Consider the following 25,254-nt stretch of genomic DNA (forward strand, 5'->3'; position numbering starts at 1 on the left):
ACCCATCCTTAGGCTTTATATGCTCTTAATGCTTTACTTATTTCATTTACCAAATCTGACGAAACCTTAGCCAGATTATTTTTCTTTGTATGGTCAATTTTGATATCTTTCAAAGTTTTGACCGCTATTTTTTTACCTGTCTTTATAGAAGTGATTGAAAAATCAATTTTATAAAGATCAGAATTTGTTGTCAGTGTCTGATCTGTGCGTTCATAATATAACTTAATCTGAACAAAGTAATCTGAAAATCCAGTAAAAGCTTCGCCCTGACCAATTTTATAAAGTTTTTCATCCTGTGCTTCTGATTCAGAAATAGCCGCATCAGAATTAGTAACTATATAACCATAGTCAAAAAAGTTATTTAGTACCGAATCTTCAATCACCAATGAATCTTCAGAAACGCTGTCGAGGCTTTCGTCGTGCTGTACAATCTGAAATGAAATCTGATTTGCAAAGCACAAGCTGCCGCTTATAAGCAGAATTGCCAAAAAAAACAGTTTTTTAAGTTTCCCCATCGATAAGACCCCACTTTTGCGCCTAAGCGCCGGCCGGACACAATACTCCGACTCTTATTATTTTAATCGGAGAAAAATAAAGGCGGGTTTAGAGATTTTTATGACAATTTCTTTCTATTGTGGTAAAATAATTAAAAGGGTTGGGAAAATGGATAAACGTATTTACATCATTGGCGCAGGCTTTGCCGGACAAACCATTGCCGATGATATTAAGCGAAAAAAGATATTTGGAAAAGTAAACGCCTTTATTGATGATGATAAAAACCTGATTGGAACTGATATTGACGGCATTCCGGTCCTCGGTCCTATAAGCGGCGTTACCTCAATTCTTTCTAATTCTGATTTAGACGAAGCAATCATTGCCATTCCTTCTGCCCCAACCGAACGAATCCGTGAAATTTACGAAACCCTTACTGAAAATGGTTTTAATCATATTAAAATTCTTCCGGGTATAAGCCAGGTAATAGAAGGAACTGCTCACCTTGTTCAGACCCGTGAAATTGATCCTCTTGATATTCTTGGCCGCACTCCGGTAACTATTTCTCTTAAGGAAAGCCTTGGCTACCTGCGGGGCAAACGAGTCTTTATTACAGGTGCCGGTGGTTCCATTGGTTCCGAACTTGCCCGCCAGCTTTTGAGCGGTGGTGCAGAACGTCTTTACCTTTTTGGCCATGGCGAAAATTCTATCTGCAGCATTTACCGTGAACTCCGTCTCCTGCAGTCTGAAGGTGTTGGTGAAAAGGCTACCATCGTTCCAATTATCGGTGATATGAGGGACCGCGAATATGTAGACTATATTATCCGCCAGACTAAATGTAACGTTATCTTCCACTGTGCAGCCTACAAACATGTTCCAATGATGGAAGAAAACCAGGTTGCCGCAGTTGAAAATAATGTTTTTGGAACAAAGAATCTTCTTGATGCGGCTCTTAAGCATAAAGTAGACCGCTTTGTTTTGATTTCTACAGATAAGGCTGTTGCTCCGGTAAGTGTTTACGGCGTTTCAAAAATGCTCTGCGAAAAGCTTGTTTTGAATGCCGCAAAGCAGGCTGCAGACAGTCAGTCTTTTATGTTTGTACGTTTTGGTAATGTACTTGGCAGCCGTGGCTCCATTCTTCCGCTTTTCCAGAACCAGATTAAAACCGGTGGACCAATTACTGTAACTGATGAAAAGATGGAACGCTTTTTTATGACCATTCCGGAAGCCTGTTCTCTGGTTTTACAGACAGGAGGCGTAGGCGAAAACGGAAAATCTTATCTTCTTGATATGGGAGAGCCTATAAAAATAATTGATCTTGCAAAGCAGATTATAAAGTTCTCAGGACTTGAACCTTATAAAGATATCGACATTAAGATTATGGGCTGCAGAAAAGGTGAACGTCTGATTGAACCTCTCTGGCTCAAGGAAGAAAATCCTACACCAACAAAATATAAAAAACTCTTACAGCTGGACAACAAAGAATATACTAACGAACGTTTGGAAGTTTTACTAAAGGCCCTCTACCCTATCTGTTTTTATACTCAGGGCCATGAGGCAGAATTCCGCGACAAGACAAAGCTCGTTCAGCTTTTATGTGACGACTGCGAGAGCCTGCGTGATTTTTACGAGGAAATAAAAACTGACAATCAGCTTAGAACTGATATATTATAAATGAGATTCCGAAACAAGTTCGGAATGACAAGAGGCATTGAATGGCAGAAATAAAAGTTCCTTTTCATAGAGCAGCAATTACTAAAGCAGAAGAAGATGCTGTACTTGATGTACTCAGAAGCGGCTGGCTTACCACCGGGAAATACGCTCTTGAATTTGAAAAAAAGTTCAGCGCCGCAGTAAGCGATACAGACAAAATGAAGGAAGCCCGCCTTCAGGCCCAGCTTCCCACAGACGAAATCATCTCTCTTGCCGTAAACTCCAACACCAGCGGAATGATTCTTGCTATGGAAGCCTGTGGAGTTCGCGAAGGAACAGCTGTTATCACAACTCCTTATACCTTTGTTTCTACTGCTACCTGCGCCCGCCACTTAAATGCTGACGTTTTTTTTGCAGATGTTGAAAAGGATACCTACAGCATTGATCCTGATAAAATAGAAGAAATCTTAAAAAAAGACAGCCAGAGCGGCGGTTATGACGGTAAAGGTGCCCACCGGGTCCGCGCAATTGTCCCTGTACATATAGCAGGTAACGTATGCAATATGCGCCGCATCATGGAACTGGCTGCAAAGTATTCCACCCCTGAAAATCACATCCGCGTTATTGAAGACACAGCTCATTCTTTCCCGTCTCCAACAGCCCTGGGGTATGCTGGCACCATTGGAGATGCAGGCGTTTTTTCTTTTTACGTTACAAAAACAATTACTACTGCCGAAGGCGGCATGGTCTGTACCCGAGACCCTGAACTTGCCCGCCGCATGACAGTTATGCGCATGCACGGAATGGACCGTACAACCTGGGACCGCTACACAAGCCCTCGAGCAAGCTGGGAATATGACATTATAGCCCCTGGCTACAAATTTAATCTGCCGGATGTTCTTGCTGCAATAGGCTGCTGCCAGGTAGACAGAGCACAGCTTTTTTACGAACAGAGAAAACGCATTGTAGATAAATACAACGAGGCCTTTTCCGGTCTTGATTTTATAAAGCTCCCGCCGGATGGAGAAGGCAACAGCTGGCATCTCTATCTCATGCGCCTTGTTCCAGAGAAGCTTAACATCACCCGCGAAGAGTTTGCTAAAAAAATGCAGGAAGCTGGACTTGGAATCTCAGTTCACTTTATCCCGATTTTTCATTTTACCTACTGGCGCCAGCTCTACCCGGATTTTACAGCAGAAGCTTATCCGAATGCAGAGTGTCAGTATAACGAAACAATTTCAATTCCTCTCTTCCCTGATATGACAGACGAACAGGCTCAGCTTGTTATTGATACAGTAACAAGAATCGGAAATGAAAACAGGAGAGACGCATAGCGCCATGGCTTCAAAAAAAACAGAAACTAAAAAACTAACCCGTTCTCTCGAAGCTTCCGGCTTTTACAGTGATGCAGAAAAAGAAGGCTGTCTTTATGCTGCCCTTGTACGAAGCCCCGCCCCTGCAGGAAAAATCAAAAGCATAACAGCACCGGAACTGCCGGAAGGCTACACACTTTATACCAGCAAAGATTTACCAGGTGCTAAAACACTTACAGCAAATAAGAATGTTACCAAAATATTCGGATACGGAAATGTAACCTACAGTGGCGAGCCAGTAGGAATTATTTTTGGCCCGGATGAAGAAAAGGTTTACAAACTGTTAGACACAGTTAACATTACATTTGATGTTGAAAATCTGGAATCGGCCCTGCACAATGTAATCAATAATCAGGAAGAAACTGCCAACTTTAAGGAGTTTGTTGAGCAGATTAATGAAATGCCTTCCCTGGATACTGTAATTGATAAATCACATATAGAAGAAAATACAAGTGTTGTTGTAGCAAGCCGGGAAATAAAATACGGACTTTATAAAAGAGCTTCACTTGCCCAGGCTGATACAAAACTTTTTGACAAGGCTGCTTTTACTTCCACCGACACCTGGAAAGAAAAACTTCTCACTCCAAAATGGCAGGAAACTGAAGGAGCCTTTGCCTACACAGAAGCTGAAAAGATTCATGTTTTCACGCCAACCCGTTGGACTGGTTTTACACAAAAATCAGTGGCAGCAGCCCTGAACATAGATGAATCTGCAGTATTCATTCATAAAACTAAATCTGCAGGCATATACCCTTCGGGACTAGCCCGTACAACACAACTTGCAGTCCAGGTTGCTGTTGCTGCCTGGCTTTCCAAAAAGCCGGTAAAACTTATACTTTCTCAATACGAGCAGGAAAACTATATGGTTCCTGGTGTTCTTACCGACATTACATACCGTACTGCCTTAAATGCAGAAGGACGCCTTACAGCCCTTAAAATCAATATTGATATAGACATAGGCTCTTCAAATCCATTTGCCCAGGAAATTACAGACCGCATTGCAATTGCGGCTACCAGTTATTATAAACCTGAAAATCTTTATATTTATGCACAGGCACATACTTCAAAGAATCCACCTACTTCAATTTCCATGCAGATAATTGAATCTCAGGCCTTCTTTGCAATTGAAAATGAAATTCAGAAGCTCAGTAATCTTTCGAAAATATTTCCGGATGAACTTCGTCTTATCAATACAGAATCTCCAAAAGCTTTTCCTTTTAATATTACAACCGGAGACATTCAGGCTGTTATTCAAAAAGCTCTTAAAAACAGTGACTTTAACAGAAAGTATGCATCTTTTCACATGGAAGCAATTGACCGTGCAGAAAAAGACAGTAAACCATTTTTTGCCTTGCCTCTTCGTGGAATCGGTGTAGCAACTGCCTATATTCCTTCAGGCTATTATGGCCAGACCAGCTTTAATAATGATGCCAGACTCGAAGTTACCTTAAACGCAGATGAAAAGCTCGAAATACATGCAATTAAGCCTTCCGAAGTAATTCAGGATATCTGGAAATCAACAGCATCAGAAATTGTTCAGATTCCGAAACAGAACATTCAGATTAATTCTGATTTTCCTTACAATCAGATTCCGGAAGAGCCCGAAGATTCTTCCAGTTCAATCAGCATTATGAATGATCTGGTTAAAAAATGCTGTAATGACATTCAGAAAAAACGCTTTCATCAACCCCTTCCTCTGACTTCAAAAAAAAGTGCAGTTATGTCTTCAAAAACAAAATGGGATAAAGAAAAATTTTCAGGTACACCATTTTATACAACTTCCTTTATAACAACAGTTGTTGAAGTTGAACTGGACACTTATACTTATAATGAAAAAATAAAAGGCATCTGGGTTACTGTTGACTGTGGCGAACTTTTCGATGAAGCAGCAGCAATGAGAACAATTAAACTAGAGATTCAGCAGGAATTGACAATGCTGGTTAAAGGAAAAACAGTTCCCTGCGATGCAATCAACATCAGTTTTATTCAGTCGAGCAATAAATCAGGCCAGGTTGGCGGACTTATTCACAACTCTTTACCGGCAGCCTTTTCTTCAGCCCTCTCTCTGGCACTTACAACTCAGCTTACAGAAATTCCTTGTACAGAAGATTTGTTATTCCAGTTAATCCGTGACAGAACAAACGAAAAGAAGGAAACTAAGAAAAACGAAAAAAATGAAAATAAAGGAGCGGCAGAATGAAAATCCCTGTAACTCTTAATGGAACAAAAACAATTCTTGACGCTCATGCAGATGAATCCTTAATGAAGGTTTTACACAAAAACGGATGTACTTCTGTAAAGAGCGGCTGCTCAAGCGGCTTTTGTGGTTCCTGTACCGTACTCCTGGATGACAAACCTGCAGCATCTTGCAAGATTCCAGCCGGAATTGTCCGCAACTGCGATATTGTAACTCTGGACTATTTTGTAAAGACAGAAGAATACTCAATAATTATGAGCGGCTTTCAGAAAGCAGGTATAAAACTCTGTGGATATTGCACTGCCGGAAAAATTTTTTCTGCTTATCAGATTTTGAAATCACCAAAAATGCCTACCCGTCAGGAAATTACAGATTATGTGAAAGCACTTTCTCCCTGCTGTACAGACCTTGATACTCTGGTAAATGGAATAATTTATGCCATTCAGATTTCAAACAGACGTCAAACACGAAGTTAAAATAGAGGACTAAATGGGAAAGACAATACTTTATGCAAAAAATGCAGCAGAACTTATAAAGATTCTCAATAATAATCCGGGAACAAAAGTTGTTGGAGGCTGCACCAGAATTGAAAGTCTTCCGGAAAAATTTATTTCAACTCATGGCATCAAAGACCTTTCTCATATTTCCAGACATGAGCGTTATATTGATGTTGGGCCTGGAGCAACTCTTTCAGAGCTGCTTGCAATTGGTCAAACCCATCTGCCGCCTATCCTTTATGAAGCTCTTAACTGTATTGCAAATCCGCTTATAAGAAACACTGCAACAATCGGCGGTAATATCTGTTCTGAAAATCACAAGCTTACCCTTTTTGCCCCTCTAATGGCTCTGGATGCAAAACTTGAATTCAAAAATCAGACAGAAACAAGAAGTGAAAATATCAGATATTTTAAATCTGTACCGGAAGGCTTTATTCTTTCAAATATCCGCATTCCTCTTGTAGATGCAGAGCTTTCAATTTTCCGCCGCATTGGGCATGAGCATTCAATTACCCAGCAGTCAGCATCTTTTGCTTTTCTTGCTGATACAGAAAAAAACTCCCTGCTCAATGTGCATCTGGCCTTTGCAGGTCCATTCACCTTCCACAGCAAGGAGTTTGAAAACTTTATGAGCGGCCGTCGTCTTCCTCTTTCGCAGAAAGATATTACTCAGCTGGAAGAGGTTGTAGCCGAGCAGTTCCAGAAGGCCGCCACAGATCAGATGATTACCGACGTAATGCGCCAGCAGTTCTTTAATCTGGCAAGATATAGCTTTGAGCAGCTTACCTAAACGGTGGTTGAGTAGGCGCAGCCGTATCGAAACCACATTTTAATCGTATCCGGTGATTTCGATACACCACTTCGTGGCACTCAATCACCGGATAAACATACAGTCACCGTATGAAAAAAATCGATATCTTTCAGAAACTGCAGTTTTGTAGGCATTCAAAATATGCTCACGGCCGGCAAAGGCAGACACCAGCATAATCAGTGTGCTTTCCGGTGTGTGGAAGTTTGTAAACATCTTATCTACAACCTTAAACTTAAAACCCGGGTACATAAAAATGCTTGTTGAGTTTGTTCCGGCGCGTACCCACTCATTATTAGCCCCAACTACCCCACCTTCCATTTCAATTTTCTGAGCAACACTTTCAAGAGTTCTTACACTGGTAGTTCCAACCGCAAGAATCGGGCGTCCTTCTGATTTTGCCTTGTTAATGGCATCTGCAGTTTCCTTTGAAACTGTGTACCATTCTTCATGCATTTTATGATTTTCAATATTTTCTTCGCGTACAGGAAGAAAGGTTCCAAGACCTACATGAAGAGTTACAAAACGGCGTTCAATTCCCTTTGCGTCCAGGCGTGCCAGCATTTCCTCTGTAAAGTGAAGTCCGGCTGTCGGGCAGGCAGCAGAACCGGTGTTTGTTGCATAAACATTCTGATAACGCTCAGAGTCTTCTTCTGTGTCACCGCGCTTAATATATGGAGGAAGAGGAATATGACCGTTTCTTTCAAACCAGTCTTCATCAATTGCAAAATCAAATTTAAGGGCACGGAATTCTGTACCTGCATTTCCTTCGTGTTCTATAATTTCTGCAACTGTTCCGTCAGGAAATTTATAATGCATTCCAGGCTTCTGCTTTTTAGCAGACTTTACCATTGTATTCCAGATGCAGCATTCTTTATCAATTGTATTGAGGAACATGAATTCTGTTTCGCGGCCGGTAGTTTCTTTGATGCCGTAAACACGGGCACGACGTACGCGGCTGTTATTAAAAATCATGAGAGTGCCGGGCTCAATTAAATCTGGAAGGTCGTCCATCATATGATGTTCTACTTCGCCGCTAGCACGATTCAAAAGCATAAGTTTATCCTGCCCGCGCACTCCACTCGGATGCTGCGCAATCAAATCTTCAGGCAGGTCAAAATTAAAATCGGATGTTAACATGAGAATTATAATAACACAAATCAGAGTTATAGGAAATAAGGTGGTTTCGATACGGCCTTCGGTCTAGTCAACCACCGTCGTCATTGCGAGGAGCGTAGCGACGTGGCAATCCATATTAAAAGAGACTTCCCTGAAGTCCATCTTTTGAATCGGAAGCATGTGTTAGACCTAAGTGACTGTATGCCTTCTCCGTAACCATACGGCCACGCGGAGTTCGCTGGAGTAGTCCGCACTGAATCAGATAAGGCTCGTAATAATCTTCCAGGGTATCAATACTTTCGCCGATAGAGATAGCAAGAGTTTCTGCTCCAACCGGGCCGCCGCCAAAGTTTTCAATAATTGAACGGAGAATTTCACGGTCATACTTTTCAAGACCAATTTCATCTATTTCGAGGCGCTTTAACCCTTCGTCAACAATATCAACTGTAATAATCTTACTTCCTGCAACCTGAGCAAAGTCTCTCATACGGCGGAGCACCCGGTTTGCAACACGAGGTGTTCCACGGCAGCACTGAGCCAGGAGCATAGCGGCATCTTCATCAATTCCAATTTCAAGAATATTAGCAGAACGCTTAATAATAGAAGCAAGTTCCTTTTGAGTATAAAATTCAAAACGCGGAATAAAACCAAAGCGGGAACGAAGCGGGCTCGAAACAGAACCGGCCTTGGTTGTAGCGCCAACCAGAGTAAACGGAGGAATAGGAATACGGACAGTACGGGCAGCAGCCCCCTGACCGATAATCCAGTCCAGTTCAAAATCTTCCATTGCAATGTAAAGCATTTCTTCAATTGCAGGCTTTAAGCGGTGAATTTCATCAATAAAAAAAACAGTTCTCGGAGTAATGGTACTTAAGATTCCGGCCAGGTCTTTTGGTTTATCCAGAGCAGGCGCAGAGGTAACTTTAAAATCAACCCCAAGTTCGTGAGCTGTAATCTGGGCAAGAGTAGTTTTTCCAAGTCCCGGAGGACCAATCAACAGAAGATGGTCCAGAGGCTCTTCGCGAAGCTTAGCTGCTTCAATAAAAGTAGAAAGATTTTTCTTTACGCTTTCCTGCCCAAGAAAATCCTTGAGCATGTTAGGACGCAGCTTATTATCCTGTTCATCATATCTGTCTTTCAGATCCGCACGTACAATCGCAGAAAAATCTTCACCAAAATCTTCAGCCATAAAATCCCCTCCCTGCTAAGCAAGCTCAACAATAGCACGACGGAAGAGAATATCTTCCCTCTCTTTCTGACTCTTACCAGCAAACGAACTATCGTTAGTTAGTATTTCAACCAGTTGGGCAAGTTTCTGTTCAACAAGTTTTTTATCATAGCCCATAGAGGCCAGAGACATAACAACATCTGCATAAGGGCTTGCAGCTTTCAGACTGACAACAGGCCCTGCACTCTCGCTGATTTTAAGTTTACCCTTAAGAGTCAGCATCATTTTACCGGCAGTCTTCTTACCTACTCCAGGAATTTTTTCCAGCATTTCAAGGTCACCCTTTTCCAGCACATCAAGCAGGCGGGCACTTGAAACAGCACTCATGATTTTTACAGCACCTTTTGGGCCAACGCCATCAACCTTAAGTAAATCTAAAAACACGCTGCGTTCATCGGCAGATGCAAAACCATAAAGAGACATAAGCTGATCTGTATGCTGAAGATATGTATAAATCTTTGCTTCATTGCCAACCGGTGGAAGCATATCAAGATTAGAATCGGGAACACACAAATCCCATTCTACTCCATTTGTATCTATAAAAACCTGTTTAGGAAATTTTCCGGTAATTATTCCTGTAAGCGAATTGAACATATTAGCATTATAGATGATATAAAGAGACTTGTGAAGATTCTAAATCTCCAGTCATACTGAACTAAATCTCCCCGTCATCCTGAACTTGTTTCAGGATCTGCTAAAAAAAGAAAGCTCTCAAATTGATAATAATTCTCAAATTCAATTGACATTTTTTATGTAATTCGTATAATTTGAGAATCATTATCAAATTTGGATACTTCATAAATGCAGAAAACAGCCTATAAAACAAAACAGCAGGAACTTCTTTTTTCATATCTTAGAGAAATGCAGGGAAAGCATTTTACAGCAGAAGATGTACGTGCTCACTTTGAAGCAAAAAATATCTCAATAGGTATTGCAACAATTTACCGCCAGCTGGAAAAGCTCGTTAATGATGGAAAGATTCAGAAATATTTTATAGATGAACATTCGGCAGCATGTTTTGAGTATGCAGGTGAAAAATGCAATTCCAGCGAGCAGCACTTTCACTTAAAATGCGAACTCTGCGGCCGCCTTATTCACCTTGAGTGCGAAGAGCTTGAAGATCTGGGCAGTCATCTTAAGACAGAGCATGGCTTTGTAATTAATCCTCTACGTACAGTTTTTTACGGCGTTTGTACCGACTGCGCCAGCAAGAAGGAAAAAGAAGATGAATAAAAAGATTTTCCACCTGCTCCGCACCACGGCACTTCTGGCCGCTCTTTCACTGTTTGCGCTTCTTGCCTTCGAAAGTTTCCATGCCGGTCACGAAGATCATTGCTATGAAGAAGACTGCCCTGTCTGTCTTGTACTGCAGATAATTCATAACAATAATAAAATCTCAGAACCAGCACCGCTGACATCAATCGAGTTTTCAACCTTCAGCTATATAAATCTTTTCATTATTTCTGCCCTGCTCCTTGCCCCTGCTACCCTCGTAAAGCAGAAAGTAAAGCTGGTGATTTAACATCCCGGTCATCCCGATCCTGAAACATAGGGAGCGGCACTGCATAGCAGGGCAAAAATAGTCCAGTGGACTATTTTTAGCGAGTCTCCAAGCAGCTATGCTGCGAAGGTTCAGCATGACATTCAAATATATGGAGAAAAATATGAACGTAAAGAAAATAATCGCAGGAGCAGCAATTCTCCTCGCACTCACATCATCAGTGTTTGCCGCAAAAGCAAAAAAATCAGATAAAAAAACTGACAAACTCAAAGTCGTAACAACAATCTTCCCTGAGTACGACTGGACCCGCGAAATCCTTGGTGATAACGCAAAGAATGTTGAACTCACCCTTCTTCTCGGAAACGGTGTAGACCTCCACTCTTATCAGCCATCAATCCAGGATATCGCAAAAATCTCTACAGCAGATATTTTCATCTACGTTGGAGGAGAAAGCGACGGCTGGGTAAAAGATGCCTTCAAAAACGCAAAGAATAAAAACATGAAGGTAATAAATCTTCTCGAAACTCTGGGCGACAAAGTAAAAGCCGAGGAAGTAAAAGAAGGAATACAGGCCGAAGAGGAAGAGGATGATGAGCACGAGCACCACCACGACGGCGACCACGACCACGAAGCAGAAGAACATCACCATCATCACGATGACGAAGACGAGGTAGAATACGACGAGCACGTCTGGCTTTCTCTCCGCAATGCAAAAATCTTTAGTGCAGAAATTACAGCCGCCCTCTGCGAAAAAGATGCCGCTAACGCTGCCGCTTACAAGGCAAATCTCGCCTCTTACACCGCCCGCCTCGACGCCCTCGATGCAAAATACGCAGCAGCAGTAAAGGCTGGAAGTAAAAAGACAATACTCTTTGGAGACCGCTTCCCATTCCGCTATCTTGTAGACGACTACGGACTAGACTACTTTGCGGCCTTTGTCGGCTGTTCAGCAGAAACAGAAGCCAGCTTTGAAACAGTAATCTTCCTTGCAAAGAAGGCTGACGAACTCGGTCTGAACACAGTCTTGAAAATTGAATCAGGCGACGGTAAGATTGCCCGCACAATCGTACAGAACACAAAAAAGAAAAATGCCCGCGTGCTTACCATGGATTCAATCCAATCAACAACCGCAAAGCAGGCTGCAGCTGGCACAACCTATCTTAAAATTATGGAAGAAAATCTTACAGTCCTCGTGGAGGCTTTGAAGTAGAATAATGCAGGTGTGTAATAGCACCGGCCAGCGCATCTGCCGCATGGTCAGGCTTAGGCTCAGTTTTTAAGCCTAGCAGAATCTTTACATATCGTTCAACAAGTTCCTTGTCGGCAGAGGCAGTCCCAGTGACTGCCTGTTTTATTTGATTAGGCTGGTATTCCCCGAGCGGAATATTATGCTGGGCAAGGCAGAGAGTAACAACTCCGCGGGCCTCAGCAACTCCCATTGCAGAAGTAACATTTCGGGCAAAAAAAAGAGTTTCCATTCCGGCTTCATCCGGCTGAAACTCCTGAATTACCGCAACAAGGCGGCTATAAATAGTAAGGAGCCGCTCTCCGTGTGGCTGGTCAGCCTTAGTTGTAATACAGCCGTAAGATACCATGCGGTAACGGCCTTCAAAAAAATCAACTACGCCAAAACCAGTATTTGCGAGTCCCGGGTCAATGCCCAGAACTCTTCGCACACGTGCGTGCTCCTTTTCCATCATACTATATGATAAGTATTAATTAAGCCTCTGGCTCAAAGTCATCTGGATATTCAGCTGTGTGGTATACGTTCTGAACATCGTCGTTGTCTTCAAGACGGTCGATGAGGCGCTGAACCTTAGCAGCAGTATCCTTATCAACTGGAGTATAAGCATCTGGAACCATTCCTACGTCAGCAGAAAGTGTTTCATAGCCCTTATCCTGGAGAGCTTCAGCAACAGCAGTAAATGCATCTGGAGTTGTTGTTACAGTGATAATTCCGTCTTCGTTTACGATATCATCAGCACCAGCTTCCAAAGCAACTTCCATTACTTCGTCTTCGTTTACCTTTTCAGCATCAAGTTCGATTGTACCTTTGCGCTGGAACATACGAGAAACAGAACCAGAAGTTCCAAGGTTTCCACCGTTCTTTGCAAAAATGTTTTTAACGTCAGCAGCTGCACGGTTCTTGTTATCAGAAAGAACTTCAACCATTACAGCAACTCCGCCAGGAGCGTAACCTTCGTAGAGATACTCTTCGTATGCTGCTCCACCGTCTTCACCAGTACCCTTTTTGATAGCACGTTCAATGTTATCCTTAGGCATGTTAGCAGCACGAGCCTTAATAATTACAGTTCTAAGACGAGGGTTAGAGTTAGGGTCTCCACCGCCCATACGTGCAGCAATAGAAATTTCCTTAATAAATTTGGTAAAAATCTTACCACGCTTTGCATCGGCCAAACCCTTTGCATGTTTAATGGTGGCCCATTTACTATGTCCTGACATTAGGAACTCCTTGTATATAATAGAATACTAATTTTATCTATTAAAAATACCACAAATGAAAAATTTATTCAATATTATATGGGCCCGGCATCAAAGTCCAAGGCGCCTTCCGCCACTCGCTAATCGCTCGGCCGCTTCACTCGCTCACTTCGTTCGCTCGCTCCAGTGGCTGCCTTCGGCATGGCTCCACGCTTGGGGCACTTCCCCGTTTTTTTTATTTCACAAATCAGAATTTACCCTTTATAATAGAAGAATCGGAGAAAAAATCGAACAACTGTGAGGTATCTATCATGAACGACATCAGCATTACATTTATAAAAGACGAAAAAGAAATCACTAAAAAACTGGTTCCATACGGCACACCTGTTTCGGTAATTACAGGAAACTTTGGAATCCCGGATAAAGAAATCTATGCAGTAAGAATCAGCAACGAAATCTGCCCTCTGGACATGCCTCTTACTTACGATGCAGCCCTTGAGCCGGTTGTAGCAAAATCAAAGGATGGAGCTGCTGTTTACCGCCGCTCTCTCTGCCTCTTACTTGCCGCTGCTGCTCACAACCTTTTTCCTAAGGCCCGCCTTCTTGTAGGCCACAGCCTTGGTTACGGCTACTACTACACCCTCGAAGGTGCTAAAAAGGTTACCGAAAAGGAAATCAAACAGCTCACTGCCGAGATGAAGGCTCTTGTAGAAAAGGATATTCCTATCACAACAGAGACAATTCCTTACGCAAAGGCTGCAGAGCTTTTTGAAAAACTCAACCTTGTAGAAACCCGCAAGCAGATAAAGTTCAACTGTACTCCAACAATCAAAATCAATTCGATTGGAGATTTTTCTGATTTGTACTTTGGTCCTCTTGTACTTTCAACAAGCGTGCTTAAGACTTTTGAATTGATGAAGTACGGCGAAGGCTTCCTTCTCCGCTTCCCTAAATCTTCTGATCCGGACAAGCTTACAAAGTTTGAAGACCAGCCAAAGCTCTTTGAGATTTACAGCAAGTACAAGGAATGGGGAAAGAGAATGAACGTTACTTCTGCAGCTTCCCTCAACGAGCTGATTGGTAAGCGTAAGATTAATGATTTTATTGAAATCACAGAAATCTACCAGCAGAAGAATATTTCAAAGATTGCTTCTCAGATTGTTGATAAGAAAACTGTCCGCGTAGTTCTGATTGCAGGACCTTCTTCTTCCGGCAAAACTACTTCGGCTAAAAAGCTGGCCCTCGAGCTTCAGGCTATGGGCTACCAGCCAAAGGTAATCAGCCTCGACTGCTACTATGTTGGCCACGATAAAACTCCGCTTGATGCAGATGGTAAGCCTGACTATGAATGCCTTGAAGCCCTGAACATTGAGCTTTTGAACAATCAGCTTGTTGATTTGTTCAATGGCAAAGAAGTTATCATTCCAAGCTACGACTTCCACACAGGAACTTCATATTTTGAGGACAAGAATAAATTACGCCTTGCAGAAAATGAGATTCTTATTCTCGAAGGAATCCATGGTTTGAACGATAAGCTTACTCCAAAGGTTGCACCGGAGCTCAAGTTTAAGATTTACCTTTCTGCCCTCACCCAGCTCAACCTGGATGACCACAACCGCATTTCAACCAGCGATAACCGCCTGATTCGCCGCATTGTCCGCGACAACAACTTCCGCGGAAAGCCTGCAGCGGGAACAATCGAAATGTGGCCAAGTGTTCGCCGCGGTGAAGAGCTGCACATCTTCCCGTTCCAGAATAATGCGGATGCAGTTTTGAACACAGCGCTGGATTACGAGTTGTCTGTACTTCGTGTTTATGCAGCACCACTTCTCCGCCAGGTTACACCAATGGAAAAGGAATACGCAGAGGCAAGACGTCTGCTCCAGTTCCTCGAGAACTTTGCAACAATCTCACCAAGCGCAGTACCACCACGTTCTATCATAAGAGAATTTATTGGAGGAAGTGCGTTTAAATACTAGGAAATACGGTGGTTGAGTGCCGCGTAGCGGTATATCGAAACCACCATAAATTTCGGCTCATAGGGTGGTTTCGATACGCCCTATGGGCTACTCAACCACGCTATAACTTATTTTTAACTTCATCGAGGAGCTCTGCTTCTTCGTAATCGGCGGCTTGTTTCCAGTCGGCAAGCTGCTTTTCGCGGAGTTTTTCGAGGGCGGTTGTTTTTTTCATGCATTCTCGCAGGACTTCGCGCTTTTGCTCGGTAACAAGCTTTGCCTGGGCAAGCTGCTTTAGAAGTTCCTCTTTTTGATATTCGAGCAGATTGTTGTACTGGCTCTGGGCCATAAAGTCCTGAACATTCAGGGAACCTTTCATCTGAGCTTTTACTGCAGCATAGTTCTGGGCTATTTTTTTGAGATTGTCGTTTATTTCGGTTTCTACGGCTAGGGCTTTCGCAAGCTCGCCTTCGGCCTGCTGTTTTTCAAAGTCGCGGAATTCTAGGACTTTCTGGAGTTCAAAGGTAAATTTCTTCATAAACTTATAATACGGTGGTTGAGTGCCGCGTAGCGGCGTATCGAAACCACCGCAAAATTCGGCTCACAAGGTGGTTTCGATACGCCCTTCGGGCTACTCAACCACCGGAGTATTTGCATCAACAATCTGTGCAGTTGTAGGAATTCCAATTGCAGGAGCCTCAACAAACTCTTCTTCCGGAATTTCAATTCCAGTGAGAGCTGAAAGCTTTTTCAGAGTTTCAGCCATTGGACAAGGCTCGTATTCTTCCTGCTTGAGGAATTCTTCTATTGCCATATGCTTGTCTATTGCCTGGTCAATCTCAGGTGAGTTCCCCTTCTGGTAGATACCGGCAGTAATCATTGTTTCATTATCAGAATATGTTGCCATCCATGTACGGAGTCGGCCAACAGCCTTGCGAGTTTGAGCACCACTTACTCGTTTTGACAAACGCGAAATAGACTGAAGTACATCAATTGCCGGATAATGGTAAGCCTGAGCTAACTTGCGGTTCAATACAATATGACCATCAAGAGTTCCTCGAACCTTATCGGTAATAGGCTCATTCATATCATCACCATCTACAAGAACGGTATAGAAAGCTGTAATAGAACCTTTGTGATTTGTACCTGAACGCTCAAGCAGCTTTGGAATCATATCAAATACGCTTGGCGGGTAGCCCTTCTGTGCAGGAGGTTCACCGTTTGCAAGTCCTATTTCTCGCTGGGCATGAGCAAAACGGGTTACTGAATCCATCATCAGCATAACGTCTTTACCCTGATCACGGAAATATTCTGCAACGGCTGTACAAACTTGAGCGGCACGGAGACGACAGATAGAAGGCTCGTCACTGGTAGCCACAACTAACACAGAACGCTTCATACCTTCTTCGCCAAGGTCACGCTTTACGAAGTCCAGAACCTCGCGGCCACGTTCACCAATCAAACCGATTACGTTTATATCAGCATCTGTATTGCGGGCAATAATACTAAGTAGTGTTGACTTACCAACACCAGAGCCCGCAAAGATTCCAAGACGCTGGCCTTTACCAACTGTAAGCAATGAGTCTATGGCACGCACACCGGTTGTTATACGGCGGTTAATATCAGTTCTTTCATTTGGAGATGGCGGATTTGCAACAGCAGGATAATAGGTCTCCGGAACAATTTCGCCCTTATCATCACAAGGGCGGCCGGTAGCATTAATCATTCTGCCTAAAAGATTGGGACCAACCGGAACCATAAGACTTCGGCCGGATGCTACAACCTCACAGCCGACTTCAATTCCTTTAGTTTCACCAAATGGTGCAAGCTTTACAGTTTTATCATCAAGTCCGACAACCTCGGCCTGAAGCATTTTGCCGTCGCGCAATTTTATCGTACACATTTCGCCGATTACCGAGCGCGGTCCTTCACTTTCTACTTCAAGACCTTTAACTGCAGTTACCCGGCCAGTGTACAAAATGGTTTCTGCATCAACAACTTTTTCGAGATATTTTGTAAAATTAAATTCACCTGTATAAGAAGAACGCACAGTCCCACCCCCGCTCTACTTATTTTACTCGGCCGAAGTAAGAGGATCTGACCGCTTGATATTTTTAACAGGAGAAACTTCGAGAATCTTATTTTCAAGCTCTGTAAGCTGACTTGAGATACGGGCATCAATAGCGCCAAAATCAGTTTCTACGATACAGCCACCCTTTTCAACAGAAGAATCTTCCTGAACAGTAATTCCCTGAACATTTTCAACATGCTGAATAAACTCATCTGCATGAGCAGTTGTAAGCTTAACATCTTCAATATTAACACGGAGTGTTACAGAACCGCGGGTCTTTACCTTGCGTAAAGCGGCAACTGTATTTGCCATAATAACATTCTTCTGATTTTCAGAAAGAATCTTAATAACCTTGCGGGCCATCAAAATTACAAGTTCAACAATCTGGCTTTCTGTATCCTGGAGTATTTCCTCACGGCGCTGCATTACAGCTTCGAGGATTTTATGCATGCGGTCAATAAGGCGGTCTACTTCTGCAGAACCTTTATCAAAGCCTTCCTTACTTCCCTGTTCAAAACCTTCGTTGCGGGCTTCTGAAACAATCTTATCGTGCTGGGCGTTAGCCTCGGCTACTATCTGAGCAGCCTCTGCTTTTGCTTTTTCAACAATTGCAGCAGCTTCATTTTCAGCATCAGCCTTAATTACAGCCGCCTGGTCTGTCTGGCGTTTAACTTCTGCAAAGGCAGTATCTTCTGCGGCTTTAATAATACGCTCAGCTTCTTTCTGGGCATCAGCTTTTAACTGCTGCTTCTCCTGCTCAAACTGTGCCTTATATTCTTCTGCCTCGCGGCGCAAATCTTCGGCGGTAGGTCCGGTGTATTCTTCTTCCTCTTCTACAACAGCTTCTTCAATCGGAGAATAATCCTTATAAAGAGGAAGCATTACTTTTTCTTCGATATTTTTTGCTTCGCCGGGACGAAATACAGTTTTTGCCATCTCTTCCTACCCTCGCACAATTTTATGATACAAGCTCGTCCTCGCCGGAACGTGCAATAACAATATCACCGTTGTCTTCAAGACGTCTGATGATAGATACAATCTTCTGCTGAGACTCTTCAACGTCCTTTAAGCGGACAGGTCCCATGAACTCCATATCTTCCTTAAGCATAGATGCGGCACGTTTAGACATGTTACGGAAGATTTTATCCTGTACTTCGGTATCAACAGACTTAAGCGCTTTTGCGAGCTCCTGCTGGTCGACGTCGCGGAGTACCTTCTGAATAGCACGGTCGTCGAGCATAACGATATCTTCGAATACGAACATTCGCTTTTTGATTTCCTCTGCCAAATCCGGATCGTCCTCTTCGAGAGATTCGATAATAGACTTTTCAGAAGAACGGTCAACAAGGTTAAGGATTTCAACGATTGCTTCAACACCACCAGCAGCAGTGTAGTCTTCGCTGGACAGTGTAGAAAGCTTCTTTTCCAATACGCGTTCAACGTCGCGCAATACATCAGGTGAAGTTCGGTCCATTGTTGCAAGACGCTTAGAAACTTCGGCCTGCATATCTTCCGGCAGGTTCTGCATGATTACAGCAGCCTTGCCTGGTTCAAGGTAAGCAAGAATCAAGGCAATAGTCTGCGGATATTCCTGCTGAATAAAGTTCAAAAGATGAGCCGGGTCTGTACGGCGGATAAAGTCGAAAGGACGAACCTGAAGACTTGAAGTAAGTCGATTGATGATATCGATGGCTTTCTGTGAACCGAGAGATTTCTCCAAAAGTTCGCGGGCATAGTCGATACCACCGGTTGTGATGAAGTTCTGAGCATTCATGAGCTCCTGGAACTCTTCAAGTACGGCATCCTTAAACTCAGGATTTACTTTTTCCTGACGCGCAATTTCAAAGGTAAGGGTTTCAACTTCGTCTTCACGAAGATGCTTCATGATTTCGGCAGAAACCTCTGGTCCAAGCGAGATGAGGAAGATGGCGGCTTTCTGGCGACCTGTTAAACTTTTATAATCCTTATTGCCTTTTTTTGATGATGAACCAGAACCTGCTGGCTTAAGCTGCCCAGGCTTTGGTACCGGCTTTGGATTTGATTTCGGTGCTTCTGTTGCTTCGTCTGACATAAACTATTCCTCCATCAACCATGTTCTTATGAGCATTGCAACATCTTCCGGATGTTCCTTTGCCATTGAGATTGCATTTTCCTGAAGCTCCATACGTCTTGTCTCTTCGACAGACATTGTAACTTCCATACCGTCGTCCTTTGCTTCCCAGAGAGCGCGTTCGCGGGCTGCCTGCTGTTCTGCAAGAAGACGAGCTTCGCGTTCGCGGCGACGGCGTTCCATTTCCTTGCTGATAATGCGGAAGAGAATAAAGCCGACAAGAACAACAACAATTGCAATAAGAATAAGAAGAATTGTTCTGCGGCGCTGAATTGCTGCAAAATATTCTGCATCTTCTGCTTCAAACTCGTCATCGCGGTCGTAGGCAATGTTAGTTACCTCTACTCGGTCTCCGCGACTTCTGTCATAACCGATAGCACCCTGAATAAGGCGAACAGCCTCTGCAATTTCTTCCGGAGAAACAGGAGTATATTCGCGTTTGATTGCACCATCTTCGATTATGAGATTTCCGTTATTATCTTTTACCTTCTTCCATTTTCCGTCGAGGTTGACAGAAACCGAAATCTTATCGATTTTAGGAGAAGATATTTCCTGAGTTGTTTTTTCGTTTAATTCGTTATTCTGTGACACACCGGTTTCTGTAGATTTTCCAATAACATTTGACATATCAGAATAAACAGGTGGTGTCTGACCTTCTACACCGGCAGGTCCTTCCGGATTATAACCTGTTCCCTGCCATTCTTTTGTTACAGTCTGACTTGAACGAGGAAGATAATCGCGGTATTCAGAATCATCATAAGGAGTATCCGGATTATCAGGCTTAATAACGATTGGAGAAAACTCTTTAGACTCGCTGGTCTTCTGAGACATATCCATTTCGATTGCAACGTTCATGTCGCGGCAGCGGTCTTCTCGGAAGGTTCTCTGAAGAGCTTTGAGGATTTTTGCACGAAGCTCAACTTCCTGTTTACGGATAAGTTTCTGCTGCTTTTCGATAATGCTTACACGGTCACTTTCTGCCATGCCTTCAAAATCATTAATCTGATTTCCATCGACATCAGTGATTATAAGATTTTCTTCGCGCAAACCTTCTACAGCAGAAAGAATGAGACGCTGAATACCAAGAATACGCTTTCTGTCCTGCAAAAGGTTACTCTGAGGGGTAGTTTTAAGAATAACACTTGCAGTAACAGGATTCTGATCAGCAGAAAAAAGCTGATTTTCCGGTAAAACAATATTTACATCTGCCAGCTGAACATCGGCAATTGCTTCAATATGCTGTTTTAACTGTCTTTGAATTGTATTTTTAAGTTTTACATTCTGGTCTGCATCGGTTGTAGACCAGCTTCTGTCATAAAAACCTGCCCAAGGGTCAACTGATGAAGGAACAAGATTTTCAGAAATCAAAATCTCTCGCATGCGGCGGGCAGTTTTATCGTCATCTACTGAAATATAACCTGCATCGTTTGTGTAGGCATTTACATTTTCCTGTGAGAGGCGGTCGAGTATTTGAGTTAGAGAATTCTGATCTGTTACAGGAGCATTAAAAAGACGGACAGTAGAAGGCTTTGCAGAAAGCTTCACTGACGCAATTATGACAACTATTACAATTACAATTATGCCAAATAATATGACTTTTTGAATCGGTTTCCAGTTCGACCACATCTTTTTGGCCGACTCGGTAACCTTTTTAAGCCATTCGTTCATCTGACCCCTCCCGTGAACGAATTTTAAAGAAATTTTTACCAAATTTACATACTAAATTTAATTAAGTATAACATAGGAAGTAAAATAATGCAAACGAAAAAATAATGAATGATAGTTAGTTATAATTAATGACTGTTAGTTAGTTACACACTTCCTGTAATTCCTAAAATCTTCCTTTTATTCTCAATAAACTTAGCACGCTCTTTAATATGTATTAGTGCCGGTATAGGCCGACGTGAAATTTTCAATTCTTCTCTTTCCAGTTCGTCAATTTTTCCGGCATCTTTAGCTGCCATCGCTTTAATAATATCCACAATATCATCAATCTGTTCTGCACCTATTGCTACCCCACCAGTAACATTTGCAAGCCATGAAAAAAATTCTACATCACTAAGACGCGAAATCCTATGTCCAAAGTCACCAATATCTACTTCATACAAAGAAGCAATTTTTCTGTAATCATAATACGATGAACAGTAAACAGTATTTACAGTAATCTGCTTTGAAAAAAGCTCTCGGGTTATATTAAAATAATCATGCTGATAAGGACAATTGCAAGCTTCATGCGGCCGGGCATCTCCAAAAAGTACAACAGAATGTACATTGATTTCATTCCAATTCATCACAAGAGCATCTTGTAAGGCATCTTCAACAGCCTCGTCGGAATCTCCACCACTTCCATCGGATGTTGAAGTAATAAAGTTTTCCAGTTTCTGAATATCTACAGTCAAAGGTTGTACTTTTGTAATATATGGGTCTCCGCTTCCATGATCCAAATAAAAAATTATACCAATACGAAGATTTGGAATAAGCGGAAACAGAGTTTCGCAGATTTCCTTAAACTTTGATTTCAGAATACTATGATAATTACTCATTGAGCCTGTAAGGTCTCCCATAAGTACCAAATCCAGCCCCTTATGCATCTGCTGTTCTTTGTGCATCTGTTGTTTTATTGACTCCTTTATCAGAATATCATTTACTTTAGCCTGCTTTTTTATGGCAGCTGTATCAAATGCCTTTAAGTTTTTTGATTCCGGCTTTTTTACAATACCACAGCCAGCAGTTTTAAGAGCAGGAAGATTAAATTTGTTTTCAACTTTTATATCACTTGTATTCATAATTATTGTTCTCCTTTATTATAGTTTATGCAGCCTCGCGCGAATTTCTTTTTTCACGATAAGTATTATCATATTCAGTTTTCTTTTCAGAATCTGAAAGGATTTCCCATATCTCATTTAAATGCGTTGTTTTGTCTGTGTATTCCTCCTTCTTATCATCAGGGGCTGTGTCAGGATGATATTTTTTTGCCATTTTCCTATACTGCTTTTTTAATACTTTTTCATTGAGCTGACTGTAATCAAAATTGCAATCAAAATCATCACCAAACAAAAACTCATAATAATCTTCCCATTCAGATTCTTCAGAAGAAGTATCATAACTGCTTTCTGCAGATCCAGCATATTCATTAAGAATGTTAATGATATCTGCATAACCATTACAGTAACTCAATCCTTCAAGGGCATTTCTATAACATTCAGCAAATAAGAATGACTTAAAGTTTTTATCTGCTTCAAGAAGTGAATTCTCAATTTTTTTAATCCAGATAGAAAAATCAAGCCCAGTTGATTCTGCATGTTCTATTATTGCTGCATATTGATTTTTTAATTCTTCCATTACCTGACTGATTTCGTCTATTGGAACAGAAAATCCCTTGAAAGTTCCACTTGCATATTTTTCATCCAGCTCCTTAAATTTCTGGAGACTATCTTCAAGTACTTTTGTTGCAACACGAATAGATTCTTTTACTACGATTTTCGCTTTTTTACCGTCTTCACTGTCATCAAATGTACTGTTATCCAGAGTATCTTTTAATGCATCCATATCAGCCATTTTACGGTCATATTCTTTTATTTTTTCATTGAGATTATTTTCAATTTCCGCACGTTCGGATTCCCATCTTTCTTTTTCTTTTACAAATTCTTCTTTTATTGCTTTTTCTGCTGTTGAAAAACTTCGCTCTTTCTCATTAAGTTCACAGAAACGTCTAGAAAGTTCTTCTTCCCGAGCCTTACATTTGTTTTCCCTTTCATCCAGCCCCGTTATTTTATTTTCATAAGAAAGCTTCTTTTTTTCATAAGTTTCTTTTTCTTTTAGATATTCCTTTTCAGCTTTTTCTGATTTTGAAAGCTGCTCTTTCATAGAGCTTCTTTCAACCTTGATATTCTGTCTTTCGGACTCCAAATCAGAATCTTTCTTTTCAATTCTCTGTTCTTCTTTTTTTACGCTCTCTCTTCTTATATGAAGCGTCATTTCCTCCTTACGGATCGCTTCGGCCTGATTTTTTAACTCCTCTTCCCAGGAACTCAAACGACTTTGTTCATCCTGAAGCTTATGCTGCAAGCTCTGATTCTCATCGACTTTCTTTTGAAAATCTGCAACCTGTTTATTGAAAGTATGAATGTTCTCCTGTAAAGAATTTTCAGACTTTATTGATTCATTAAGCAATCCAATAGTCCTAAGATTTACGGCAAGGGATTTCGTAAGATTTCTTTCCGTTCGCTTTACACGTTTTGACTGTTCTCTTTCCTGACGGATTTCTTTCTGCTGAGCTTCAAGTTTTCTTTTTTTATTGTTCCAAAAATCGAATTTCATTTTTTTCTACTCCTTAAATAGTTTACAATGCAGCTGTTTCAATTCTTCCGTGATACCTTGAATATTCGCTGTACATCGGGTCAAAGGCGTTATAATTTTTTCTTAGAGAATGATTTTTTCTGTATTGTGATTTTTTCTTGTCTTCCTGCAGAACCTGATTTGCAAGCTCAGGGCAGAACATGCGCTGCTGCTGGATACATGTACTTGTCCAGTAAACTGATTTTCTGGTATCAGATTTACCTTTCAAATAGGCTTCATGAGAAATTTCTTTTACACAAAGAATTGCATCCTTTTGGTCATGTTTTACTCTTGGATGACGACGTGCATAGGCTGCTGCCTCACGACCGTTCTCTCCATACAGATACAAAGTTCCAACATAATAATTGTTCTTTCCAACATGTCCGCATTTAACTTTAATTTCGTAGTATTTCATACGTCCCCCTATTGTTTGCATACTTATTAATAGGGGTGAAGTTTTGAAAAGTTGACAGATTATTTTTAATTTTTTTAATATTCTAACTCAGGATTTTCTTTTTTCATTTTCTCAATGAATCTATTCCATTTGTGGTTTGCAGAACCTTTTTCCATTCCGTTTTCATCTTCAATTGATTTATCAGTCTTAAGAGAATAATTAATATCTTCGAAAAAGCTGATTAATATTTCTTTATCAATAAAGTGATAGTTTTTAAGTAATTCATAAATTTCTTTATGAGTTTTTAAAAAATCTAAATCATTTTTAAGAGCAGCCTTTTTGTCGTTCTTAAAATTTTTAAGCAGATGTACCGTAAGAACCTGACTTTCCATTTTATCGTTTTGGTTATGTTGTCTTTCCATTGCTTCAAGAACTTTCGGTAAAAGCTTAGAATGGCCAGCTTGTACCTCACTAACAAATAATTCATTTTCTGGAGTAATAGAATTTGATGTCACTTCCAAAAAAATATCATTTATAGACTTGGTATTATTACGTATAAGCGGCAAATATTTTCTAACTGTTTTTTTTCCTATACCTTGTCTCAATGATATTTCCTCAATTAAATCTTCTTCTGTTAGATTAAAGCTCTTAAGATTTTCAAAATCTTTTTTTATTGCACGAATCATTCTGGCTTCGTGTTCTGTAATTTTACTTCCACCGGTATTATTTTCCGCAATCTGAATACTTTTTGCTTTACTCAGGCAGTTATTAATTTTTACACAAACATACTGGCTGAAAGTAAGCTCATTCTGCTTTTTATCTTGATTTTTTTTCAAATATTCCGGAAATTTTTCCAGTGCAGAATCTATTGTTTCAGTAATTATATCGATAAAATCCCAGCTATCACTATTATCACTCTTACAATACAGTTTTAAAATTGCGTGAAATAAATTGTTCTTCTCCGTTTCAAAAGCAATATAGTATTGTTCATAATTATCGAGCTTCTTTTCATAAAGAAATTGATATTCTGAATATAAGTTGTTGATATTGTCAAAAATATCTGTTTTATTCAT

At 41.3% G+C, this 25,254-nt stretch carries 24 protein-coding genes; 9 read left to right on the forward strand and 15 right to left on the reverse strand.

The window, feature by feature from the left end; genetic code table 11:
• Nucleotides 1–8 precede the first annotated feature (8 nt).
• Nucleotides 9–515 (reverse strand): hypothetical protein, encoded by a 507-nt coding sequence (locus G626_RS0100790; RefSeq protein WP_022930888.1) that lies wholly within the window; start codon nt 513–515, stop codon nt 9–11.
• A 130-nt stretch (nt 516–645) separates the two neighbouring features.
• Here G626_RS0100790 and G626_RS0100795 point away from each other — a divergent pair, with 130 nt between their 5' ends.
• From G626_RS0100795 to G626_RS0100815, 5 genes are read left to right on the forward strand one after another with little or no spacing between them, the layout of a single operon-like run.
• Nucleotides 646–2,166, forward strand: a complete 1,521-nt coding sequence (locus G626_RS0100795) for a polysaccharide biosynthesis protein (RefSeq protein WP_414503150.1) — start codon at nt 646–648, stop codon at nt 2,164–2,166.
• Nucleotides 2,167–2,207: 41 nt separating this feature from the next.
• The gene (locus tag G626_RS0100800; protein ID WP_022930890.1) at nt 2,208–3,479 is read left to right on the forward strand and encodes a DegT/DnrJ/EryC1/StrS family aminotransferase; all 1,272 of its coding nucleotides are present in this window, start codon (nt 2,208–2,210) and stop codon (nt 3,477–3,479) included.
• Between the two features lie 4 nt (nt 3,480–3,483).
• On the forward strand, nt 3,484–5,718 hold the full coding sequence (locus G626_RS0100805) for a xanthine dehydrogenase family protein (RefSeq protein WP_022930891.1): 2,235 nt from the start codon (nt 3,484–3,486) through the stop codon (nt 5,716–5,718).
• Nucleotides 5,715–6,191, forward strand: a complete 477-nt coding sequence (locus tag G626_RS0100810) for a (2Fe-2S)-binding protein (protein WP_022930892.1) — start codon at nt 5,715–5,717, stop codon at nt 6,189–6,191. The genes G626_RS0100805 and G626_RS0100810 overlap by 4 nt, the downstream gene beginning before the upstream one ends.
• A 13-nt stretch (nt 6,192–6,204) precedes the next feature.
• Nucleotides 6,205–7,002 carry an FAD binding domain-containing protein gene (locus G626_RS0100815; protein ID WP_022930893.1) on the forward strand — a complete coding sequence of 266 codons (798 nt, stop codon included), beginning with the start codon at nt 6,205–6,207 and terminating at the stop codon, nt 7,000–7,002.
• Nucleotides 7,003–7,086: 84 nt separating this feature from the next.
• Here G626_RS0100815 and queA read toward each other — a convergent pair whose 3' ends face one another.
• From queA to ruvA, 3 genes are all read right to left on the reverse strand, one after another.
• The gene (queA, locus tag G626_RS0100820) at nt 7,087–8,160 is read right to left on the reverse strand and encodes a tRNA preQ1(34) S-adenosylmethionine ribosyltransferase-isomerase QueA (RefSeq protein WP_022930894.1); all 1,074 of its coding nucleotides are present in this window, start codon (nt 8,158–8,160) and stop codon (nt 7,087–7,089) included.
• Nucleotides 8,161–8,275: 115 nt separating this feature from the next.
• The gene (ruvB, locus tag G626_RS0100825) at nt 8,276–9,328 is read right to left on the reverse strand and encodes a Holliday junction branch migration DNA helicase RuvB (protein ID WP_022930895.1); all 1,053 of its coding nucleotides are present in this window, start codon (nt 9,326–9,328) and stop codon (nt 8,276–8,278) included.
• A 15-nt stretch (nt 9,329–9,343) separates the two neighbouring features.
• On the reverse strand, nt 9,344–9,961 hold the full coding sequence (gene ruvA, locus G626_RS0100830) for a Holliday junction branch migration protein RuvA (protein ID WP_022930896.1): 618 nt from the start codon (nt 9,959–9,961) through the stop codon (nt 9,344–9,346).
• Nucleotides 9,962–10,168: 207 nt separating this feature from the next.
• Between ruvA and G626_RS0100835 the strand changes: the two genes are divergently transcribed.
• From G626_RS0100835 to G626_RS0100845, 3 genes are all read left to right on the forward strand, one after another.
• Nucleotides 10,169–10,600, forward strand: coding sequence for a Fur family transcriptional regulator (locus tag G626_RS0100835; protein WP_022930897.1), 432 nt, complete (start codon nt 10,169–10,171; stop codon nt 10,598–10,600).
• Entirely contained in the window at nt 10,593–10,889 is a 297-nt protein-coding gene (locus G626_RS0100840; RefSeq protein ID WP_022930898.1) for a hypothetical protein, read from the forward strand. The genes G626_RS0100835 and G626_RS0100840 overlap by 8 nt, the downstream gene beginning before the upstream one ends.
• A 142-nt stretch (nt 10,890–11,031) precedes the next feature.
• On the forward strand, nt 11,032–12,078 hold the full coding sequence (locus tag G626_RS0100845) for a metal ABC transporter substrate-binding protein (protein WP_022930899.1): 1,047 nt from the start codon (nt 11,032–11,034) through the stop codon (nt 12,076–12,078).
• Here the strand turns inward: G626_RS0100845 and ruvC are convergent.
• Together ruvC and G626_RS0100855 are read right to left on the reverse strand one after the other, a co-directional pair.
• Nucleotides 12,050–12,568: a crossover junction endodeoxyribonuclease RuvC gene (ruvC, locus tag G626_RS0100850; RefSeq protein ID WP_027726895.1), complete on the reverse strand. Its 519-nt coding sequence runs from the start codon at nt 12,566–12,568 to the stop codon at nt 12,050–12,052. The genes G626_RS0100845 and ruvC overlap by 29 nt on opposite strands.
• Before the next feature lie 19 nt (nt 12,569–12,587).
• Nucleotides 12,588–13,331, reverse strand: a complete 744-nt coding sequence (locus G626_RS0100855) for a YebC/PmpR family DNA-binding transcriptional regulator (RefSeq protein ID WP_022930901.1) — start codon at nt 13,329–13,331, stop codon at nt 12,588–12,590.
• Nucleotides 13,332–13,621: 290 nt separating this feature from the next.
• Here G626_RS0100855 and G626_RS0100860 point away from each other — a divergent pair, with 290 nt between their 5' ends.
• Nucleotides 13,622–15,289 (forward strand): nucleoside kinase, encoded by a 1,668-nt coding sequence (locus G626_RS0100860; protein ID WP_022930902.1) that lies wholly within the window; start codon nt 13,622–13,624, stop codon nt 15,287–15,289.
• A gap of 100 nt (nt 15,290–15,389) precedes the next feature.
• On the opposite strand, the gene fliJ is transcribed toward G626_RS0100860, so the two are convergent.
• From fliJ to G626_RS0100905, 9 genes are all read right to left on the reverse strand, one after another.
• On the reverse strand, nt 15,390–15,806 hold the full coding sequence (gene fliJ, locus G626_RS0100865) for a flagellar export protein FliJ (RefSeq protein WP_022930903.1): 417 nt from the start codon (nt 15,804–15,806) through the stop codon (nt 15,390–15,392).
• A gap of 93 nt (nt 15,807–15,899) precedes the next feature.
• Entirely contained in the window at nt 15,900–17,318 is a 1,419-nt protein-coding gene (locus G626_RS0100870) for a FliI/YscN family ATPase (RefSeq protein WP_022930904.1), read from the reverse strand.
• A gap of 24 nt (nt 17,319–17,342) precedes the next feature.
• Nucleotides 17,343–18,275 carry a flagellar assembly protein FliH gene (fliH, locus tag G626_RS0100875; RefSeq protein ID WP_022930905.1) on the reverse strand — a complete coding sequence of 311 codons (933 nt, stop codon included), beginning with the start codon at nt 18,273–18,275 and terminating at the stop codon, nt 17,343–17,345.
• Between the two features lie 22 nt (nt 18,276–18,297).
• The gene (gene fliG, locus G626_RS0100880) at nt 18,298–19,410 is read right to left on the reverse strand and encodes a flagellar motor switch protein FliG (protein WP_022930906.1); all 1,113 of its coding nucleotides are present in this window, start codon (nt 19,408–19,410) and stop codon (nt 18,298–18,300) included.
• Between the two features lie 3 nt (nt 19,411–19,413).
• Nucleotides 19,414–21,117, reverse strand: coding sequence for a flagellar basal-body MS-ring/collar protein FliF (gene fliF, locus G626_RS0100885; RefSeq protein WP_022930907.1), 1,704 nt, complete (start codon nt 21,115–21,117; stop codon nt 19,414–19,416).
• 143 nt (nt 21,118–21,260) lie between these two features.
• The gene (locus G626_RS0100890; RefSeq protein WP_022930908.1) at nt 21,261–22,235 is read right to left on the reverse strand and encodes a vWA domain-containing protein; all 975 of its coding nucleotides are present in this window, start codon (nt 22,233–22,235) and stop codon (nt 21,261–21,263) included.
• Nucleotides 22,236–22,260: 25 nt separating this feature from the next.
• Nucleotides 22,261–23,769, reverse strand: a complete 1,509-nt coding sequence (locus G626_RS0100895) for a DnaJ domain-containing protein (RefSeq protein ID WP_022930909.1) — start codon at nt 23,767–23,769, stop codon at nt 22,261–22,263.
• A gap of 22 nt (nt 23,770–23,791) precedes the next feature.
• On the reverse strand, nt 23,792–24,202 hold the full coding sequence (locus G626_RS0100900) for a hypothetical protein (protein ID WP_022930910.1): 411 nt from the start codon (nt 24,200–24,202) through the stop codon (nt 23,792–23,794).
• Nucleotides 24,203–24,276: 74 nt separating this feature from the next.
• On the reverse strand, nt 24,277–25,254 hold the full coding sequence (locus G626_RS0100905; RefSeq protein ID WP_022930911.1) for a hypothetical protein: 978 nt from the start codon (nt 25,252–25,254) through the stop codon (nt 24,277–24,279).

This window comes from Treponema bryantii NK4A124, from assembly GCF_000421345.1.
GTDB lineage: Bacteria > Spirochaetota > Spirochaetia > Treponematales > Treponemataceae > Treponema_D > Treponema_D bryantii_B.

Excerpts from the sequence above, each read along its gene's own strand:
- G626_RS0100860 (WP_022930902.1), top strand. The coding sequence starts at position 13,622 with ATGAACGACATCAGCATTACATTTATAAAAGACGAAAAAGAAATCACT.
- ruvA (WP_022930896.1), bottom strand. The coding sequence starts at position 9,961 with ATGTTCAATTCGCTTACAGGAATAATTACCGGAAAATTTCCTAAACAG.
- G626_RS0100905 (WP_022930911.1), bottom strand. The coding sequence starts at position 25,254 with ATGAATAAAACAGATATTTTTGACAATATCAACAACTTATATTCAGAA.
- ruvB (WP_022930895.1), bottom strand. The coding sequence starts at position 9,328 with ATGGCTGAAGATTTTGGTGAAGATTTTTCTGCGATTGTACGTGCGGAT.
- fliF (WP_022930907.1), bottom strand. The coding sequence starts at position 21,117 with ATGAACGAATGGCTTAAAAAGGTTACCGAGTCGGCCAAAAAGATGTGG.
- G626_RS0100790 (WP_022930888.1), bottom strand. The coding sequence starts at position 515 with ATGGGGAAACTTAAAAAACTGTTTTTTTTGGCAATTCTGCTTATAAGC.
- G626_RS0100800 (WP_022930890.1), top strand. The coding sequence starts at position 2,208 with ATGGCAGAAATAAAAGTTCCTTTTCATAGAGCAGCAATTACTAAAGCA.
- ruvC (WP_027726895.1), bottom strand. The coding sequence starts at position 12,568 with ATGATGGAAAAGGAGCACGCACGTGTGCGAAGAGTTCTGGGCATTGAC.
- fliJ (WP_022930903.1), bottom strand. The coding sequence starts at position 15,806 with ATGAAGAAATTTACCTTTGAACTCCAGAAAGTCCTAGAATTCCGCGAC.
- queA (WP_022930894.1), bottom strand. The coding sequence starts at position 8,160 with ATGTTAACATCCGATTTTAATTTTGACCTGCCTGAAGATTTGATTGCG.
- G626_RS0100900 (WP_022930910.1), bottom strand. The coding sequence starts at position 24,202 with ATGAAATACTACGAAATTAAAGTTAAATGCGGACATGTTGGAAAGAAC.
- G626_RS0100895 (WP_022930909.1), bottom strand. The coding sequence starts at position 23,769 with ATGAAATTCGATTTTTGGAACAATAAAAAAAGAAAACTTGAAGCTCAG.
- fliH (WP_022930905.1), bottom strand. The coding sequence starts at position 18,275 with ATGGCAAAAACTGTATTTCGTCCCGGCGAAGCAAAAAATATCGAAGAA.
- G626_RS0100815 (WP_022930893.1), top strand. The coding sequence starts at position 6,205 with ATGGGAAAGACAATACTTTATGCAAAAAATGCAGCAGAACTTATAAAG.
- G626_RS0100835 (WP_022930897.1), top strand. The coding sequence starts at position 10,169 with ATGCAGAAAACAGCCTATAAAACAAAACAGCAGGAACTTCTTTTTTCA.
- G626_RS0100890 (WP_022930908.1), bottom strand. The coding sequence starts at position 22,235 with ATGAATACAAGTGATATAAAAGTTGAAAACAAATTTAATCTTCCTGCT.
- G626_RS0100855 (WP_022930901.1), bottom strand. The coding sequence starts at position 13,331 with ATGTCAGGACATAGTAAATGGGCCACCATTAAACATGCAAAGGGTTTG.
- G626_RS0100840 (WP_022930898.1), top strand. The coding sequence starts at position 10,593 with ATGAATAAAAAGATTTTCCACCTGCTCCGCACCACGGCACTTCTGGCC.
- G626_RS0100810 (WP_022930892.1), top strand. The coding sequence starts at position 5,715 with ATGAAAATCCCTGTAACTCTTAATGGAACAAAAACAATTCTTGACGCT.
- G626_RS0100845 (WP_022930899.1), top strand. The coding sequence starts at position 11,032 with ATGAACGTAAAGAAAATAATCGCAGGAGCAGCAATTCTCCTCGCACTC.
- fliG (WP_022930906.1), bottom strand. The coding sequence starts at position 19,410 with ATGTCAGACGAAGCAACAGAAGCACCGAAATCAAATCCAAAGCCGGTA.
- G626_RS0100805 (WP_022930891.1), top strand. The coding sequence starts at position 3,484 with ATGGCTTCAAAAAAAACAGAAACTAAAAAACTAACCCGTTCTCTCGAA.